Annotated in this window: 17 protein-coding genes; 7 read left to right on the forward strand and 10 right to left on the reverse strand. The window is 62.1% G+C overall.

What is annotated here, in order from left to right; all coding sequences use genetic code 11:
* Nucleotides 1–23: 23 nt before the first annotated feature.
* Nucleotides 24–476, reverse strand: coding sequence for a DUF3576 domain-containing protein (locus AMC99_RS11665; RefSeq protein ID WP_061927985.1), 453 nt, complete (start codon nt 474–476; stop codon nt 24–26).
* A 403-nt stretch (nt 477–879) separates the two neighbouring features.
* Between AMC99_RS11665 and AMC99_RS11670 the strand changes: the two genes are divergently transcribed.
* The 3 genes from AMC99_RS11670 (at nt 880) to AMC99_RS11680 (ending at nt 2,766) form a co-directional block, all read left to right on the forward strand.
* Complete coding sequence (locus AMC99_RS11670; RefSeq protein ID WP_061927987.1) at nt 880–1,623, forward strand: hypothetical protein; 744 nt, start codon at nt 880–882, stop codon at nt 1,621–1,623.
* A 129-nt stretch (nt 1,624–1,752) separates the two neighbouring features.
* The gene (gene phbB / locus AMC99_RS11675) at nt 1,753–2,475 is read left to right on the forward strand and encodes an acetoacetyl-CoA reductase (RefSeq protein ID WP_061926741.1); all 723 of its coding nucleotides are present in this window, start codon (nt 1,753–1,755) and stop codon (nt 2,473–2,475) included.
* 33 nt (nt 2,476–2,508) lie between these two features.
* On the forward strand, nt 2,509–2,766 hold the full coding sequence (locus AMC99_RS11680) for a ribbon-helix-helix domain-containing protein (protein ID WP_061926743.1): 258 nt from the start codon (nt 2,509–2,511) through the stop codon (nt 2,764–2,766).
* A gap of 50 nt (nt 2,767–2,816) precedes the next feature.
* Here AMC99_RS11680 and AMC99_RS11685 read toward each other — a convergent pair whose 3' ends face one another.
* Both AMC99_RS11685 and murA read right to left on the reverse strand, forming a co-directional pair.
* Nucleotides 2,817–3,044, reverse strand: a complete 228-nt coding sequence (locus AMC99_RS11685) for a hypothetical protein (RefSeq protein ID WP_061926745.1) — start codon at nt 3,042–3,044, stop codon at nt 2,817–2,819.
* A gap of 65 nt (nt 3,045–3,109) precedes the next feature.
* A complete protein-coding gene (murA, locus tag AMC99_RS11690) occupies nt 3,110–4,393 on the reverse strand; it encodes a UDP-N-acetylglucosamine 1-carboxyvinyltransferase (protein WP_061926747.1) in 1,284 nt (427 codons plus the stop codon).
* A 103-nt stretch (nt 4,394–4,496) separates the two neighbouring features.
* On the opposite strand from murA, the gene galU reads away from it, so the two are divergent.
* Nucleotides 4,497–5,378 (forward strand): UTP--glucose-1-phosphate uridylyltransferase GalU, encoded by an 882-nt coding sequence (gene galU, locus AMC99_RS11695; protein WP_061926749.1) that lies wholly within the window; start codon nt 4,497–4,499, stop codon nt 5,376–5,378.
* A 34-nt stretch (nt 5,379–5,412) separates the two neighbouring features.
* Here galU and AMC99_RS11700 read toward each other — a convergent pair whose 3' ends face one another.
* The 6 genes from AMC99_RS11700 to glnE form a co-directional block, all read right to left on the reverse strand.
* The gene (locus AMC99_RS11700; RefSeq protein ID WP_061926751.1) at nt 5,413–6,705 is read right to left on the reverse strand and encodes a cytochrome P450; all 1,293 of its coding nucleotides are present in this window, start codon (nt 6,703–6,705) and stop codon (nt 5,413–5,415) included.
* The gene (locus tag AMC99_RS11705; protein ID WP_061926753.1) at nt 6,702–8,243 is read right to left on the reverse strand and encodes an acyl-CoA synthetase; all 1,542 of its coding nucleotides are present in this window, start codon (nt 8,241–8,243) and stop codon (nt 6,702–6,704) included. Before AMC99_RS11705 ends, AMC99_RS11700 begins: the two co-directional genes overlap by 4 nt.
* A 171-nt stretch (nt 8,244–8,414) precedes the next feature.
* Nucleotides 8,415–9,095, reverse strand: a complete 681-nt coding sequence (locus tag AMC99_RS11710; RefSeq protein ID WP_061926755.1) for a M23 family metallopeptidase — start codon at nt 9,093–9,095, stop codon at nt 8,415–8,417.
* 154 nt (nt 9,096–9,249) lie between these two features.
* The gene (locus tag AMC99_RS11715; protein ID WP_061926757.1) at nt 9,250–10,041 is read right to left on the reverse strand and encodes a ferritin-like domain-containing protein; all 792 of its coding nucleotides are present in this window, start codon (nt 10,039–10,041) and stop codon (nt 9,250–9,252) included.
* Nucleotides 10,042–10,049: 8 nt separating this feature from the next.
* On the reverse strand, nt 10,050–10,520 hold the full coding sequence (locus AMC99_RS11720; RefSeq protein ID WP_061926759.1) for a peroxiredoxin: 471 nt from the start codon (nt 10,518–10,520) through the stop codon (nt 10,050–10,052).
* Entirely contained in the window at nt 10,517–13,210 is a 2,694-nt protein-coding gene (gene glnE / locus AMC99_RS11725; protein ID WP_061926761.1) for a bifunctional [glutamate--ammonia ligase]-adenylyl-L-tyrosine phosphorylase/[glutamate--ammonia-ligase] adenylyltransferase, read from the reverse strand. The genes AMC99_RS11720 and glnE overlap by 4 nt, the downstream gene beginning before the upstream one ends.
* Nucleotides 13,211–13,327: 117 nt before the next feature.
* On the opposite strand from glnE, the gene AMC99_RS11730 reads away from it, so the two are divergent.
* The 3 genes from AMC99_RS11730 to AMC99_RS14025 are packed head-to-tail and all read left to right on the forward strand — an operon-like array spanning nt 13,328 to nt 16,185.
* A complete protein-coding gene (locus tag AMC99_RS11730) occupies nt 13,328–15,007 on the forward strand; it encodes a M28 family metallopeptidase (protein WP_083440162.1) in 1,680 nt (559 codons plus the stop codon).
* Between the two features lie 22 nt (nt 15,008–15,029).
* On the forward strand, nt 15,030–16,010 hold the full coding sequence (locus tag AMC99_RS11735) for an agmatine deiminase family protein (protein WP_061926763.1): 981 nt from the start codon (nt 15,030–15,032) through the stop codon (nt 16,008–16,010).
* A 34-nt stretch (nt 16,011–16,044) separates the two neighbouring features.
* Complete coding sequence (locus AMC99_RS14025) at nt 16,045–16,185, forward strand: hypothetical protein (RefSeq protein ID WP_157058317.1); 141 nt, start codon at nt 16,045–16,047, stop codon at nt 16,183–16,185.
* Nucleotides 16,186–16,200: 15 nt separating this feature from the next.
* Here AMC99_RS14025 and AMC99_RS11740 read toward each other — a convergent pair whose 3' ends face one another.
* On the reverse strand, nt 16,201–16,929 hold the full coding sequence (locus AMC99_RS11740) for a sulfite exporter TauE/SafE family protein (RefSeq protein WP_061926765.1): 729 nt from the start codon (nt 16,927–16,929) through the stop codon (nt 16,201–16,203).

Genomic DNA, 16,929 nt, shown 5'->3' on the forward strand with positions numbered 1-16,929 from the left:
GGTCCCCGTTAGGGAAAGTTGGATTAGCTGGCTACTGCCTTGCGGCGCAGGTCGCGTGCCTTGGTCAGGATGATGTCTTCCAGCTTCTGCACGGTAGCAGCCTGAACCGGGGCATCGACCCAGCCGCCGCCCTGGGCGACCTGGCGACTCGCAGCGACGCGAACGGCATCGGCGCGAAGGTCCTGATCGAGGATGGTGACAGTCAGCTTCACGCGCTCGCCGGGGTTGGTCGGGTTCGCATACCAGTCGGTGATGATCACGCCGCCGTTGGCATCGGCCTGGATCAGCGGCGCAAAGCTGACCGTTTCGAGCGCAGCGCGCCAGAGGTATGAATTGACCCCGATCGTGGTGATCTGCGACGCAGCGAGATCGGCCTGCGGGCGCTCGCGGCCACCGCATGCAGCCAGCGATGCAAGTGCGGCACAGGCGAACACAATGCGAGCCGGGCGAAGGGTCGAAAAAGTCACGGCGCTCATAATCAGCTTCATTCCTCAAACTGTACGTCTGTTTGCGCTCTATAACCACCTATCCGCTTGCAGCAAGGCATGACCGGCGCGCAGGTGAGTATAGCGCGAATGCGTCCACCGATTTGGAATCGGGCAAGGGCACCAGAGCCGCGCCCGACTTTCCACACGCTGAACACAAGGAAAATGGCGGAATCCCGTGCGCCGGATCGGCACCTGTTGAGAGTCTGCAACAGATTCCGTCCCGTGATGAACTGGAGTCGAGAAAACATTGCGCATTCAGCGGATTCGATTCTACTGTCACAACATCAGGGACTCGGAACCGCTGCCTCCCGACCGCATTTCGGTCAGGACCGGTTCAGACAGTTTCTGCGAGGAAATTGCGGTTTTCCGCAAGATGGGATTGGCAAGTGTTATGGCACGCAATGGCAAAAAGGCAGGAAAGGCAGTGAAGCTGCCCTTGTTGCTGGCCGGTGCGAGCATTGCTTTCGCTGTCCCGTCTGCAGGCCTTGCCTATCAGGCTTTCTCGCAAGCCGCTCCTGAAAAGGTCGAGCGCGAGTTCGGTATCTTCACCCCGGCATCGGTTGATCCGCAGCTTGCGCGTCGGGTTGCTGCACGTGCTGCCGCCGACACGATGCGTTTCACGCCTGCTGGTACCGGTACGAAGCGTGACCGCTCAGTCACCGTGGCCGTTCGCGTCGACGGGGTCGCTCGCGCGATCAACGTGCGTCAGTCGATCCAGGGTCAGGCCGGTTCGGGCGAAGGCATCTCCAGCCTCGCATCGACCCGCTACAACCTTGGCGTAGCCCGTGGTTACCAGAGCTTCGCTCGCCCGGTCGCATTGCCGAACTCGGTCCAGAAGTTCGAAGTGCCCGATCTCGCGAAATTCGAACCAGCTGGCGCGACCGCTTCTGGCAAGCCGGGCCGGCTCCAGCCGCGCATCTCGCTTGACGAGAAGGGGCGTGCAGGAAGTTCGGCTGGCACGATCGAAGGTGCTGGATCGCAGGTCGTCGATCTTGGCGGTTCGTACCGTTTGCTGCGCAATCTCGACGTGACAGCAGGTGTTCGCCTGTCGCAGGAACGCGACCGTATCGCTCCGCTGACGGATGCGGTGCAGGACAATCAGGCAGTATACGTCGGAACGCAGTTCCGCTTCTAAAAACGAAGATCGCATCGAATAGCGCCTAGTTAATTCGTATGCCCTGCCCCGCTTCTGCGGGGTTTTTCATTCCCATGTCACAAACCGCTCGCTAGTCTTCCGCCAAATATTGGCGATGGGAGATGGTTGATGGCGCATGTTGCAGTTGTGACGGGTGGTAGCCGCGGTATTGGTCGTGCGATTTGCGAACGGCTGAAAGCGGATGGCTTTACGGTGGTTGCGAATTACGCCGGCAACGATGCTGCCGCAGAACAGCTCAAGGCCGACACCGGCATCCCCAGCTACAAGTTTGACGTCGGCGATCATGAGGCCGTTCTGGCCGGTTGCCGCCAGATCGAAGAAGAGGTCGGCCCGATCGACGTGGTCGTCAACAATGCCGGGATCACCCGTGATGGCACCTTGCACCGCATGACCTTCGACGACTGGAACGAGGTGATGCGCATCAACCTTGGCGGCTGCTTCAACATGGCGAAGGCCTGTTTCCCGGGCATGCGCGAACGCGGCTGGGGCAGAATCGTCAATATCGGCTCTATCAACGGCCAGGCCGGCCAATATGGGCAAGTGAACTATGCCGCGGCAAAATCGGGCATTCACGGGTTCACGAAAGCACTGGCACAGGAAGGCGCAAAGTTCGGCGTAACCTGCAATGCCATCGCACCGGGCTATATCGACACCGATATGGTTGCAGCAGTGCCGGATGCCGTACTCGAAAAGATCGTGGCGAAAATTCCAGTCGGACGTCTGGGCCATGCAGACGAAATCGCCCGCGGCGTGAGTTTCCTCTGCTCTGAAGACGCCGGATTCATCACCGGCTCGACGATGTCGATCAACGGCGGCCAGCACATGTATTGAGGGCGTGGCGGCATCGCATTAAACCGTGCCGCCATGACTTCCCCCTATCACCCCCCAGTCAAACGATCGGTAGAGATCGCAGGTCACAAGACCTCGATCAGTCTCGAGCCTGTTTTCTGGGACCTCTTGCGCGTGGCTGCAGAAACAGAGGGTGTGCCGATCAATGCCCTTGTGGGACGGATCGACGAAGAGCGCATCGCGAGCCACACCCCGCCAAGCCTTGCAGGTGCAATCCGCATCTGGCTGGTCGCTCGAATGCTCGGTTCCACGGAAAAGGGCGACCCCGCATGACGGGATCGCCCTTGTCGCTTCAGCCTGAAGAGCCCGGATAGGATCTAGGCTCAATATTTGGCGGTGGCATCACTGGCCGGGAAGGTCTCGTCGAGAGCTTCGTCGGTCTTGCTCATGGTATCGCCAAGCGTACCGGTCGATTCCGCACCGGCATTTCGGACGGTGCCGCTGGGCTCGTCAGCCGCGAATGCCACGCCGTTCTTGTCCAGTTTCGATTTTTCGTACGCGCGGTAGCCAACATAGCCGAGCGCGCCGAGTGCTGCGAGTTTGATAAGCATTGGAAAAAACTCCTTTCTCACCCGGTTCAACGTTCACCGGGCAAGAAAGGTCCAAGGGGCGACTGTCAGTCGTCGCCGACCCGTTCGATATCCGCGCCGACCAGCTGGAGCTTTTCTTCGAGGCGCTCGTAACCGCGGTCGAGATGATAGAGGCGGCGAACGGTGGTTTCGCCCTCTGCCGCCAGTCCTGCAATGACCAGGCTCATCGATGCACGAAGGTCGGTTGCCATGACTTCGGCGCCGGTGAGCACGTCGGTCCCCTTCACGATGGCCGTGCGCCCCTCTGTCTCGATATTCGCGCCCATCCGGTTGAGTTCGGGCACGTGCATGTAGCGGTTCTCGAAGATCGTCTCTTTCAGGACGCTGGTGCCTTCTGCCTTGCACAGCAGGGCCATCAATTGCGCCTGCATATCGGTGGCAAGGCCGGGATAGGGCGCAGTTGTCAGATTGGTCGCCTTGAGCGGACCGGGCGCACGAACGTTGATGCCGTTCTTGTCCTCGTCGATCTCGATCCCGATGTTGCGCAAGGCATGGATGGTCGATGCCATGTCATGGGCAGAGGCACCTTCCAGCCGCACGTCGCCGCCGGTGATCGCTGCCGCACAGGCATAGGAACCCGCTTCGATACGATCCGACATGACGCGGTAGGTTGCGCCATGCAGCCGGTCGACCCCGTGAATGACAAGATCGGAAGTGCCGATGCCTTCGATCTCCGCACCCATCGCCACGAGCAGATTGCACAGGTCGACGATTTCCGGTTCTCGCGCAGCGTTGAACAGCTTGCTGGTGCCCTTGGCTAGAACGGCGGCCATCAGCGCGTTTTCCGTTGCGCCGACCGATACGACCGGAAAGTCGAATTCACCGCCCGGCAAGCGCCCACCGGGCGCAACTGCCTTCACGTAGCCTTGCGCGAGTTCGATTTCGGCACCGAACGCTTCGAGAGCTTTCAGGTGGAGGTCGATCGGCCTGTTGCCGATGGCGCAGCCACCTGGCATCGACACTGTCGCTTCGCCGGCCCGCGCCAGCATTGGCCCGAGCACGAGGATGGACGCGCGCATCTTGCGCACGAGGTCATAGGGCGCGACCGTCGAGGTGAGACGGGTCGCCTCGTAGGTTACGACACGCCCGAAATCTTCCGGCCTTCCCCCTTGGATGGCGACCGAAACGCCGAACTGCGTCATCAGGTGCTGGAACCCGTCGATATCGGCGAGGCGTGGAAGGTTGCGCAGGGTGACCGGTTCGTCGGTCAGCAAGGCGCAGGGGATCAGCGTGAGCGCGGCATTCTTCGCACCGGAAATCGGGATTGTTCCAACGAGCCGGTTGCCACCGCGAATTACGAGTTTGTCCATGCATTGCCCTTAGCCCATTTGCAGTGTCAGGCAACTGTCGCGCATGGGTCGCGAGCGGTTACTCTGTTGACGCTCGCACCCGTCGCACATTAACCGAGACCGCATGACATCTCGCAAACCGATCAAGAAAGCCGTGTTCCCCGTTGCGGGTCTGGGCACGCGCTTCCTCCCCGCGACAAAGGCGATCCCCAAGGAATTGCTGCCGATCGTGGATCGACCGCTGATCCAGTACGCCGTGGATGAGGCTCGCGAGGCCGGGATCGAGCAGATGATCTTCGTCACCGGGCGCGGCAAGACCGCGATCGTCGAGCATTTCGATGTCGCCTACGAGCTCGAAACAACGATGAGCGAGCGCGGGAAGAGCCTCGACATCCTCGAGCCCACGCGTTTCACGCCCGGAGAGATCATTACGGTACGCCAGCAGGTTCCGATGGGACTGGGTCATGCAATTTGGTGCGCCCGGGCCATCGTCGGCGACGAACCCTTCGCCATCTTCCTGCCCGACGAACTGATGATCGGGAAGAAAGGCGGCACCGGCTGCATGAAGCAGATGGTCGAAGCCTATAACGAAGTCGGTGGCAACCTGATCAGCGTGCTCGAAGTGCCGCGGGAAGACGTATCGAGTTATGGCGTCATCGATCCTGGCGCGGCGAATGGCAATCTGACCGAAGTCCGCGGGCTGGTCGAAAAACCACCGGTTGCCGAAGCGCCTTCGAACAAGATCATTTCGGGCCGGTATATCCTACAACCCGAAGTGATGCGTACGCTCGAGAACCAGGAAAAGGGCGCCGGCGGCGAGATCCAGCTCACCGATGCAATGGCCAGGATGATCGGCAACCAGCCGTTCCACGCCGTCACATTCGACGGGCGTCGTTACGATTGCGGCAGCAAGCTGGGCTTCGTCGAAGCCACGCTGGCGCTGGCGATGGAGCGCGACGACATGGGCGAAGAAGTGAAGGCCATGGCGCGCCGCCTGCTCGGCTAGCCGCCCGTCGCTTCTACCCCCAGCTTGGCCGCAGTCACGCCGCCTTGAAGCGGACCGGCAACGTCTTCAGTCCGCCAACGAAAGTCGAGGTCGCGCGCTTCGGCTCTCCTGCCAGTTCAATGGTCTCGATCCGGTCGAGCAGCGTCTCGAACAGGATTTTCATTTCCATGCGCGCCAGATGGAGGCCCAGGCATTGGTGTGCGCCTGCGCCGAAAGCGAGGTGCCGGTTCGGCGAACGCGCGGCATCGAACCGGCGCGGATCGTCGAACTGCGAAGGATCGTGGTTTGCCGAGACATAGTTGAGCATCAGCCAGTCGCCCTTCTTCACCTGCTGTCCGCCCACTTCGACGTCTTCCGCGGCGGTACGCATGAAATGCTGGACGGGAGTGGTCCAGCGTATCGCCTCTTCGACGATACCGGGAAGAAGCGAGCGATCGGCACGGACCCGCGCCCATTGCTCGGGATCCTGCGCCAGCGCCATCATCGCACCGGCGGTCGATGCAGAGGTGGTATCGTGGCCGGCGGTAGCGACGATGATGTAATATCCGGCCATGTCCCTTTCGGGCAGCGGCTCGCCATCGACCGTCGCATTCGCGATCACGCTGGCAACATCGTCGGTCGGATTCGCGCGGCGCTGCGCCGCCAGTTCCGCAAAATACCCTTCGAAGGTTTTCACAGCACCTGCAACAAGCTGGACGACCTGTTCGGGCGACATGTTTTCCATGCCGGTGCCGGACAGGTCGGCATCCTGACCGCCGAACAGCTGCTGCGTCAGCATCTGCATGCGTGGCTCGTCCTCTTCGGGAACGCCGAGGATCTGCATTACGACATGGAGCGGATATGGTCCCGAAACGAGTTTGACGAAGTCTGCTTCCGACCCTGCTGCAACGAGCCGGTCGACCGTCGCTTCGGCGATGTTGCGGATTTCCGCTTCCATCTTCGCAAGATTGCGCGGCATGAACCAGTCTTGCGTCAGGCGCCGGTACTTGGGATGGATCGGGGCATCGAACACCACCAGTGAATCGACCAGCATGTCGGAACCGGTGGCCTGCCGCGAAAACTCTATCGCCTGGCGAAAGCTGAAAACGACAGGGCGCGGGTTGTTGAGGAAGGTCTTGTTGTCCTTCGACAGGCGCATGACATCGTCATAGCGCGTCACCAGCCAAAACGGATCGAACAGTTCGCCATCCTCGGGTTTCACCAGCGCAACCGGCGATTCCTGGCGCAATCTGTCGAATGTATCGAGGAGGCCGTTCCATTCGGCATAAGCGTGCGGATCGATGACTTCGCGGGCGACGTCGGGCGGAAGAATGGCCTCGCCGCTCATTGGGCAGCCTCCTTCGCCTTGGCTTCGTACTCGTCGCGAAGCTCGCGCTTGTAGAGCTTGCCATTGGCCTCGCGCGGAAGGTCGGGTCTGAAATCAAATAGCTTGGGCATCTTGATCCGCGCCAGCTGCGGCGCGAGATAGTCTCGCAATTCCTGTTCCAGCGCTTCGCCTGCGTCGGCCATATCCATCGGCTGGACCACCGCGACGACTTTTTCTCCAAGATCGGAATCGGGCGCCCCGATAACAGCGGCATCCATGACCTTGTCGTGGCTCACCAGCAGGTTTTCGATTTCCTGCGGGTAAATATTGACCCCGCCCGAAATGATCATGTGGCTCTTGCGGTCCGTCAGATAGAGGAAGCCGTCCTCGTCGAGGTGGCCGATATCGCCCAGCGTCATCCAGCCGCGGACGTTCATCGCCTCTTCGGTCTTGGCGTCGTCGTTATGATAGCTCGGCAGGATGTCGTTCTCGAAATAGATCAACCCGTCCTCGCCCGGCCCCAGTTCCGAGCCGTCGGGCCGGCAGACGTGCACCTTACCGTGGATCGCGCGGCCGACGCTGCCCGGGTGTGTCAGCCAGTCGGGCGCATGGATCATCGTCATGCCGATACTCTCAGAGCCGGCATAGTATTCGTTCACGATCGGCCCCCACCATTCGATCATCGCCTGCTTGATCGGGACAGGGCAGGGAGCAGCGGCGTGAAGGGCGCGCTTATGGCTCGACAAGTCGTATTTATCGCGCAATTCCGGCGGGAGCTTGAGGAAGCGGACAAAGTGCGTCGGCACCCACTGGCTGTCGGTCACCTTGTATTTCTCGATCGCCGCGAGGGCCGTTTCGGGATCGAACTTTTCCATCATCACGACTGTCCCGCCGAGCCTGTGGACGGTCGAACTCCAGCCGATCGGCGCTGCGTGATAGAGCGGAGCAGGCGAAAGATAGACCATGCTACCGTCGCTGGGCATGCCCGCACCCATGGTCGCCACCGCCATCAGCGGATTGCCGGCCTGCGGATCAGGGTCCTCAGGCGGCTTGGGCATGATCCCCTTGGGCCTGCCGGTCGTTCCAGAGGAATAGAGCATTACGCCGCCCACCAGCTGGTCCGAGATCGGCTCGGCAGGCTGGGCGTCCAGCGCAGCGGCGAAATCCTCCTCGCTCTCTCCGCCCATCAGCAGGACGGGCAGGTCGGGACATTCCTTGCGGATACCGGGGAGGACATCGTCGAAATAGCGCGATGTGATCAGCAGCTTGGCGCCGCTGTCCTTGAGGATGTACGAAATCTCAGGTGCAGTGAGCCGCGTCGAAACTGGTACCAACAGGGTGCCAGCGCGCTGCGAGCCCCAGATCAGGGTATAATATTCGATCCTGTTCTCGAGCAGGACAGCAAATGCATCGCCATGTCCCAGACCGCGCGAGCGAAGCAGCTGGGCAAAACGGTTCGCCGCTGTGTCCATTTCGCCGAAAGTAATGGTCTCCCCGCTGCCCGCCATGATGACGGCAGGGTGATCCGGGCGGGTCTTCGCGTGCTGGATTGGGTGCATTTCGGTTTTCTCTCCCTCGGTGTTCTTCGCGACAACCGGTTTTGTAGAGAAACCTACCTATGATTGAGACGAGAACAAGAAAAAAGGCGGCGGGAAACCCCGCCGCCTATACTCGGACATCCTCTCCTCTGTCCGAACCCGCTTCCAGGCGGGAAACCTTGCCCCGGGAGGTTATTCCCCGCCCTGGCCGCCTTCACCCATTGCAAGAGCGAAAGCCTGCTGTGCTTCCGATTCGACCATGTAGGGAATCGGGTTCACGGCCTGGCCGTCGATGCGAACTTCGTAGTGGAGGTGCGGACCGGTCGAACGGCCGGTCGAACCGACGTAACCGATGATGTCGCCCTTCTTCACGCGCTCGCCAGCGGCAACCGCCAGGCGCGACATGTGGGCGTAACGCGTTTCGAGATCGGCGCCATGTTCGATCTGGACATACAGGCCATAGCTGGAGAACCATTCGGCCCGGCCGATCATGCCGTCTGCGGTGGCAAAGACCGGAGTGCCGGTCGGCGCAGCGAGATCGACACCCTTGTGGCTGCGACGGCCACCGAGAACCGGGTGGTCACGCATCCCGTAGTTGCTGGTCATCCGCGAACCGTCGAGCGGCATGCGCGAAGGAATGGAAATGGACGACGTCGCGGTGGCGCCGGTAGGGCCTGCTTCGTCCAGTGCTTCCCAGCTTGCGAAAAGCTGCTGGAAACGAACGTCGCCAGCGGCGTTCGACGAAGCCTGCGCCTCGCGTACCGGCTCGGTAACGTCGGCAGCTGCGGCTGCGGAATTGGCAAGTGCGGGGGTGGCTGCGATGCTGGCCAGTGCTGCCACGACAATGGCAGACGACTTAGCGACCTGGCGCATGAGTTGCGATCCGAACAATGACCCGTCCTTTTGCGACACTCGTGGCGCCGCTTTATCTCTAGTTTTATACCGTTCCATCGCTGGTCCGGCCGATCCCAAAAAGTCAGGGAACTGATCCCCGCTTCGTGTGTTTGTGAGTTATCCGGCCAAATCTTTACGAAGCAATAGCGCCGTAGAAGTCCCGCGATAAACCGGCTGCAAGACGCGCCGAGTCGTTGAATGGCGCCTTCAGAACGCCCCTGAAGTGCCGTTCCACCAGATTTTGCCAAGCTTTTTCGGGGGATTCGTTGCGCGCTTTCGCGAGGGCGACAAAGTGCTTGGTACCGATCGCAACGTGACGGATTTCATCGTCAAGGATTCGTTCGAGGATTTTCGCGCCGTTCTCATCGCCCTGCGAGCGCACACGCACGAGCGTCGACGGAGTGACGTCAAGTCCGCGTGCCTCCAGCACCATCGGCACGATCGCGAGCCTGGCCGCGACGTCAGCGCTTGTGTCCTCCGCAGCTTCCCACAACCCGGCATGCGCCGGCAGAGCGCCATAATGACTGCCGAGCGCGCGCAGCTTCCGGTCGAGCAGGGCGAAATGCATGGCCTCGTCAGCTGCAACCGACAGGAAGTCATCGACGAAGCTGCGATCCATCTGCCCGCCAAACCGGCCCGCCATATCCAGCGCGAGGTCGATCGCGACGAATTCGATATGCGCAAGTGCGTGCCACAAGGCGATCCGGCCGCGCTCCGAACCGCCCTTGCCGCGCCTCGGCATGCGATTCGGCGCAAGTAGTTCTGGCTTGTCAGGCCACGCTGGCCGGTCCGGCATGGTGACGTCAAAGCACCACTCCAGCTTGCCGAGCCGCCACCGCCGCGCGACATCGCGCGCCGCAAAACACTTCGCGCGGGGATCTGGCGTCAGCAATGCCTCGCGGATCGCATGGGCGACGGATTGCATGGGATCGCTCAGTCGGCTGCCGCGGCTGCGAGCACTTCCTCTGCGTGACCTGCGACTTTCACCTTGGGCCAGATCCTGGCGATCTTCCCATCGGGACCGACCAGATAGGTGGACCGCACCATGCCGAGGAAGGTTTTCCCGTACATTTTCTTTTCGGTCCAGGCGCCAAGCACATCGGACAGGCCGCCCTCTTCGGCATCGGTTGCAAGATCGACGGTCAGATCATGCTTGGCGATGAAGTTCTGGTGCTTCTTGGGCGAATCCTTGCTCACGCCGAGGAGGGCGACACCCGCCTTGTCGAACTGCGGCTTGAGAGCGGAAAAATCCTTCGCCTCGGTGGTGCAGCCCGGGGTGTTATCCTTGGGATAGAAGAACACGACTAGCTTGCGGCCCTTGAAGTCGGAAGGTTTCACCGTGCCGCCATCGGGGGTTTCCATTGCGATGTCGGGCATCATGTCGCCCACGGCCGGCTTGCTCATGTCTCAATCTCCAGTTTCTCGCCGAATGTATCGGCCCAGGCTGCCGCGACCCCATGCCGTGCATCGGCAAAGCTTTGCAAGAGCGCGGCGTAGTCCTCACACCTGCACGCTTCCGCCAGCGCCTTTGCTGCAGCTGGCGACGGCTGCTGCAGGTCCGGTGCCAGCAATCGTCCGGCAACCAGCAAGCGGGTCATGAAATCGTGATGCATGACCAGTGTTTCGGGCAGGTGCCCTTGATCCACGAGCATGCGAAGCGCTTCGGAAAGGTCGGGCGAAAGCGCGATGCGGTCGCGCAACTGGAGAAAATGGATCAGGAACTCGAGATCGACGAGACCGCCCCGCATCAGCTTCACGTCCAGCGGACCTTTCGCCGCCTTGTGCTGCGCCATCTCGCCGCGCATCGTCAGGACATCTTTGCGTAGCACGGCCGGATCGCGCTCCTGTTCGAGAACCTGCCTGATGATCGCGTCGAGATGCTCGCGCGCGGCATCGCTGCCGACCAGCACACGGGCGCGCGTCAGAGCCATGTGCTCCCACGTCCAGGCTGCTTCGCGCTGGTATTTCTCGAAACTGTCGATCGTCGCAGCCAACGGCCCCTGCGTTCCCTGCGGTCGCAGCCGCGTATCGATTTCGTAGAGCGCGCCATGTGCAGTCGGAACCGAGAGCGCCGCACTGACCCGCTGAGCCAGCCGGTTGTAATACAGTGTTCCTGCAAGGGGGCGTCGACCGTCGGATTCGACCCCAGTGTCGCCGGTGAAGATATAGATGATGTCGAGGTCGGAGGCATGGGTCAGCGCCCCGCCACCGAATCGCCCGAGCCCCAGAACGACAAGCTCGCTATCTGCAATTCGCCCGTGCTGCGCAGCGAATTCTTCGGTCGCGGCGTCGTGGGCAACCTTCAACGCCGCTTCTGCAGTGCGCGACAAGGCAGTGGCGATATCGAGCGGATCATGCACCGCGCCGATCAATTGCAGCCCGATGGCGAAGCGCACTTCCCCGGTGACCACGCGGATGCGGTCGAGCTGGCGCTCGTAATCGCTGGCATCGCCGCTGGTCATGCGGGCAGCAAGATCCTCTACCGAACCCGGCAGGTCGAGCGCGCTCTGGTCGATCAGCGTGTCGAGCAGTTCGGGCCGGCGTCCCAGCTCCTCCGCCAGCGTCGGTGCGAGCGTGAGAATATCGACCAGTTGTTCGAGCAGGGCCGGACGCGCTTCGATCAAGCGGAACAGGTTGATGACCGAGGACGCATTGGCGAGGATATTTTCCCATCTCAGCAGCGCGCGGTCCGGCTCGTCGGCGCCTGCCAACGCCTGCAACAAGGCAGGGAGCATCGCGTCGAAAGCCTTGAGCGCTGCCGGAGAGCGCAACGTCCGGTATCGCCCGTCGCGCCATCCCCCAATCCGTTCCGCCAGGCGTTCGGGATCGGAAAACTTCAATTCGGCCAGCCATTGCGACAGCTCGGTGTCACCGCTTGAAATGGCAGCCGAACCAGCCTCTTCCGGAATCAGTGTGTCATAGAGCGCGGCAACCCGGTCGGTCAGTTCGGTCAGCTCCGCGACCAGCTCTGCACCGTCGCGCAGCCCGTCGAGCCGGGCGACGCAGTCGAGCGCGTCTCCAGCTGGAAGGGCATGGGTCTGCCGGTCGTTCACCATCTGAATGCGATGTTCGATGACCCGCAATCTGTCGTAGCTTTCGCCGAGGATCCGGGCTTCGTCCCCGGCAATCCTACCGGCCGCAGCAAGCGCATCGAGCGCCTCTCGCGTCCCGCGCAGGCGGAGAGAGGGATCGCGTCCGCCGTGGATCAGCTGATGAGTCTGGGCGAAGAACTCAATTTCTCGAATACCGCCGCGTCCGTGCTTCAGGTTGAAGCCGGGTCCGACGTCGACCGGCCCCTTGTAATTCGATCGTATCCGGCGGGTCAGCTGGCGTATCTCTTCGACGGCACCATAGTCGAGGCTGCTGCGCCAGACGAACGGCTTAATCGCGGCAAGGAAGCGTTCGCCTGCATCAATATCGCCCGCGGCTGCGCGCGCGCGTATGAAGGCGGCTCTCTCCCATGCCAGCGCAGAACTTTCGTAGTGTGTCAGCGCGGCATTGCACGAGATCGCCAGCGGGCTGACTTCCGAAGCCGGGCGCAATCGCAGATCGACCCGGAAAACGTATCCGTCTTCGGTGTTCTCGCTCAGCAGCCTGACGACCTCGCGGGCATAGCGCTGTGCCGCTTCGCCCGGGTCATCGCGCTCTCGCCGGGGCAGCGTTTCGGCATCGTAGAGCAGGATAGGATCGATGTCGGAAGAATAGTTGAGTTCGCGAGCCCCGTGTTTGCCCAGCGCCAGCGCGATCATGCCGCGCGGTTCGGCATCCTCGACCCTTCTGGAAATCGCTTCTGTAATGGCACGATCGAGCGCGCGGTCGGCAAGGCTCGACAATTCGGCCATGACCCGACCCACCGGCAGGGCACCGGCGAGGTCTCCGATAGCGAGGGCAGTGGCATAGGCCAGCCGCTCCTTGCGAAGGGCGACACCCAGGGATGCAGCGCCGTCCCCCGCAGAAGCGGCCCATTCGAGCGCCGCCTCGATTTCTCCGCCTGCAAGTAGGCCCGCAAGATCGGGCTGGCGATCGAGCGCCAATGCAAGGAAGGGCGCTTCTGCCCGTGCTCTTACCAGCGCATCCTGCCATGTGTCCGCCATTGGCCCTCCCTGCCGCGTCGCAGCGACGGGCGCAAGCGGCAGCCGCCACTCCGCTTGCCGAGCCAATGGCAGTCTGCAAAGGAGGGGCCGAAAAGAGAATTAGGAGGATTTTTGCGCATGATCCGGACCGCCCTGGCCGCAGCAGCATCGCTGATGCTGATTTCGTGCACGCCGACGCACCGCGAAGCGATGTTCGACCTCCCGGATGTACAGCGGGGCGATTTGTCCGAAGACACGATGAAGGATGTCACGCGAACCCTTTCGCTCGACGAATTCGAAGGCCGCATGCCAGGCACTTTGGGCGAGGAAAAGACGGTCGCCTATCTGACCGAACGCTTCGAGGCAGCCGGGCTGACGCCGGGAAATAACGGCAGCTGGGTCCAGGAAGTCCCGCTGGTCGAGGTTACGGGGTCCGATTTCAAGCCGCTGACCGTGTCGGGCGAGGGCACCGACATGTCCTTTGAATATGGCAAGGACTGGGTCGGCGTGACCTATCGCGAGGATGCAAATACCGTTCTATCCGACAGCGAGATGGTGTTCGTCGGTTATGGCGTGAACGCGCCGGAACGCGGCTGGAACGACTATGCCGATGTCGACGTGAAGGGCAAAACCGTCGTCATCCTGGTCAATGATCCGGACTATGCGAGCGACAGCCTGGAAGGCGATTTCAACGGGCGCGCGATGACCTATTACGGTCGCTGGACCTACAAATACGAAGAAGCTGCAAGGCAGGGCGCCGCCGCTGCCCTGATCGTCCACGATACCGAACCTGCAAGCTATGGCTGGAACGTTGTCGAGAGCAGCTGGTCGGGGCCGCAGGCCTATGCCAAGCGCGGCAAGGATGCCCCTGAGCAGACGAATGTAAACGGGTGGATCCAGAAAGAGGTCGCACGCGAGATCCTGGCCGCATCGGGAAATGATCTCGACGAATTGAGCGCTCTTGCGCGTACCAAGGGTTTTCGCGCCGTGCCTCTGGGGCTGAAAGCGTCCACCGGTTTCAGCAATTCGGTTCGCAGCTACACCTCGCACAATGTCATCGGCATGCTGCCCGGCAGCGAGCGCCCCGATGAATATGTGATCCACACGGCGCACTGGGACCACCTGGGCCGCTGCAAGCCCGCCGACGACGGGGACGACATCTGCAATGGCGCGGTCGACAATGCGACGGGCACGGCAGCACTTGTCGCGCTGGCAGAAGCCCATGCAAAGAAAGGGCCGACGGCCCGCACTCTCGTTTTCCTCGCCGTGACGGCAGAGGAGCAGGGCCTGCTCGGCGCAGACTATTATGCCGCCAATCCGGTCTTCCCGCTCAACCAGACGGTGGGCGGGCTGAACATGGATGCCTTCCTCGTCATGGGTGAAGCGAAGGATGCAACCGTGATTGGTGGCGGCAAGTCGGAGCTCGACCTGTTCCTCGACAAGGCATTGAAGGACGAGGGCCGGACCGCGACGGACGATCCCAGTCCGCAGGCAGGCTATTACTACCGTTCGGACCACTTCGCCTTCGCCAAGCGCGGCGTGCCTATGATTTACCTCAAGGACGGACAGGATCTCGTCGCTGGCGGCAAGGAAGCGGGCATGGCGGTGCAGGCCGAATACCGCGCCAACCGCTATCACAGCCCCAAGGACGAGTTCGACGAGAACTGGGACTGGACGGGAGTGATGAGCAACCTGCAGCTGTTCTATCGCATCGGCCGCATGATGGGTGAAAGCGGCGATTGGCCGATGTGGAAATTCGGTGACGAATTCCGCAGCATCCGCGAGGAAAGCTGCGCGAGCGGCGACGGCGGTTGTTGAGCTTCAAGGGAATACGACTTCGATGAATTCGCGAATCATGCCGCCCGAATGGGCGCCGCAGAAATGGCTGTGGATCGGTTTCCCGCACCTCGCCGACGAATGGCCCGGCTACCTCGGCGCTGCGCAGGAACAGATTGCTGCCTTCGCCAATGCGGTCGCCGAAAGCGGGCAGGAAGTGCGCCTGCTGGTTCGCGACGCGGCCAACGAGGCGCGCGCAAGGTCGCTCGTATCGGGCGCGGTGCAGCTCGAGCGGCGCGAATATGGCGATGTCTGGCTGCGCGATACCGGTCCCCTTGTGCGCTCCGACGGAACTGCGTTGCGATGCAGGTTCAACGGCTGGGGCGAGAAATACCTGATGCCCGGCGACCAGACGATCGGGGCGGAAATCGCGCGCGATGCAGGGCTGCCTGTTGAGCAGAGCGACTGGATCCTCGAAGGCGGCGCCATCGACGGCGACGGCACGGGTATTGTGCTGACGACCGAGCAGTGCCTGCTCAATCCCAATCGCAATCCGCATTTGTCGCGCGAAGACATCGAGGAGCGGCTCGTACGCGACCTCGGGTTCGGTAAAGTCGTCTGGCTGGGAGACGGGCTAATCAACGATCACACCGACGGGCATGTCGACAATCTGGCGCGCTTCGTTGCGCCGGGCGAGGTTGTCCTGCCCCGTGCGACAGGGTCGAACGATCCCAATGCGCAGATCTACGCCGATGCAAGGGCGCGGATCCTAGATGCAGGGCTGAAGCTGCACGAGATTCCTTCGCCGGGCCTGATCAGCCGCGGCGATTTCGTCGAGCCGGCTAGCTATGCGAACTTCGCCATCACGACCGACCTGGTCGTCGTGCCGACCTTCGGATCGCCGCATGATGCAGACGGCGTCGCCGCAATCGGCGCGCTGTTCCCTGATCGCGCAACGATTGGCCTGCCGGGAGATGCCGTGCTGGCAGGTGGCGGAGGCTTCCATTGTGCCAGCCAGCAAATGCCGGACCTAAGCAGGATTTAACCCGTCGTTAGGGTTTGGGGGCGACAATGGCCCCATGTCCAACGTCATTACTCTTACGCGCGCGGTCCGGTGGTCCGAAAAAGTCGCAGAGGCCAAGGCAGAGGTGATCCGCTTTTCGCTGGTCGCATCTTGCGCCGTGGCACTCATCGCCGCCGACCGCGCGCTCCCTTTCTGACGCAGGACTTCCCGCTTAGACCAGCCGGATAAGCGCTGCTGCCGCAGCAGCTCCCAGCACGACTCCTGTAAAGATTCGCCAGGCACGGTCACCGACCTTGCCGAAGCTCCTGTTGCCGAGCCAGTTGCCTAGCAGGACCACGGGGAACAGGGCGACGCCGAAACCGGCAATGTGCCAGCTGCCCACTCCCAAGAGAGTGCCTGAAGTTACCCCGGCAAGCGATGCGGCGACGAAGACCAGCATCATCGATGCACGCGCGACCGGCTTGGGAATATCGCGCCCGAGGTAATAGGGTACGACCGGCGGCCCCGGCATGCCGGCAAATCCTGTCAGGAGGCCCGCTGCCACGCCCGTCGCCCCTGTATGCAACGGGCCGGGCATGTCCGCCGGGCGGCGCGGCAGGAAAATGGCGGCAAAAGCGCCGAGTGCCACAAGCGCAATGACGAACCGTGCGATATCGGGCGGCGTCGATGCCAGCACGAGAAAACCGAACGGGGTCGCGAGCAGCGCCGCAAGCGCGATCAGCCGCGCCGAACTTTCGGATTCGCGCAGCAGCCGCCGAACCTCGGTCAGCCCGATAAGCAGGCCGAGGATGTTGGCAATGAAGACCGATTCCGCAGGCTCTATGGCCAGCGCAAGCACCGGCACCAGCAGGATGGCCATACCGAACCCGGCGAGCCCGCGGACATAGGCCGCAGCCAGCGTCGCCAGGACGGCGAGCGCAACCTGCTCGATGCCGGGCAC

Source organism: Altererythrobacter epoxidivorans (genome assembly GCF_001281485.1).
GTDB classification, from domain to species: Bacteria; Pseudomonadota; Alphaproteobacteria; order Sphingomonadales; family Sphingomonadaceae; genus Erythrobacter; species Erythrobacter epoxidivorans.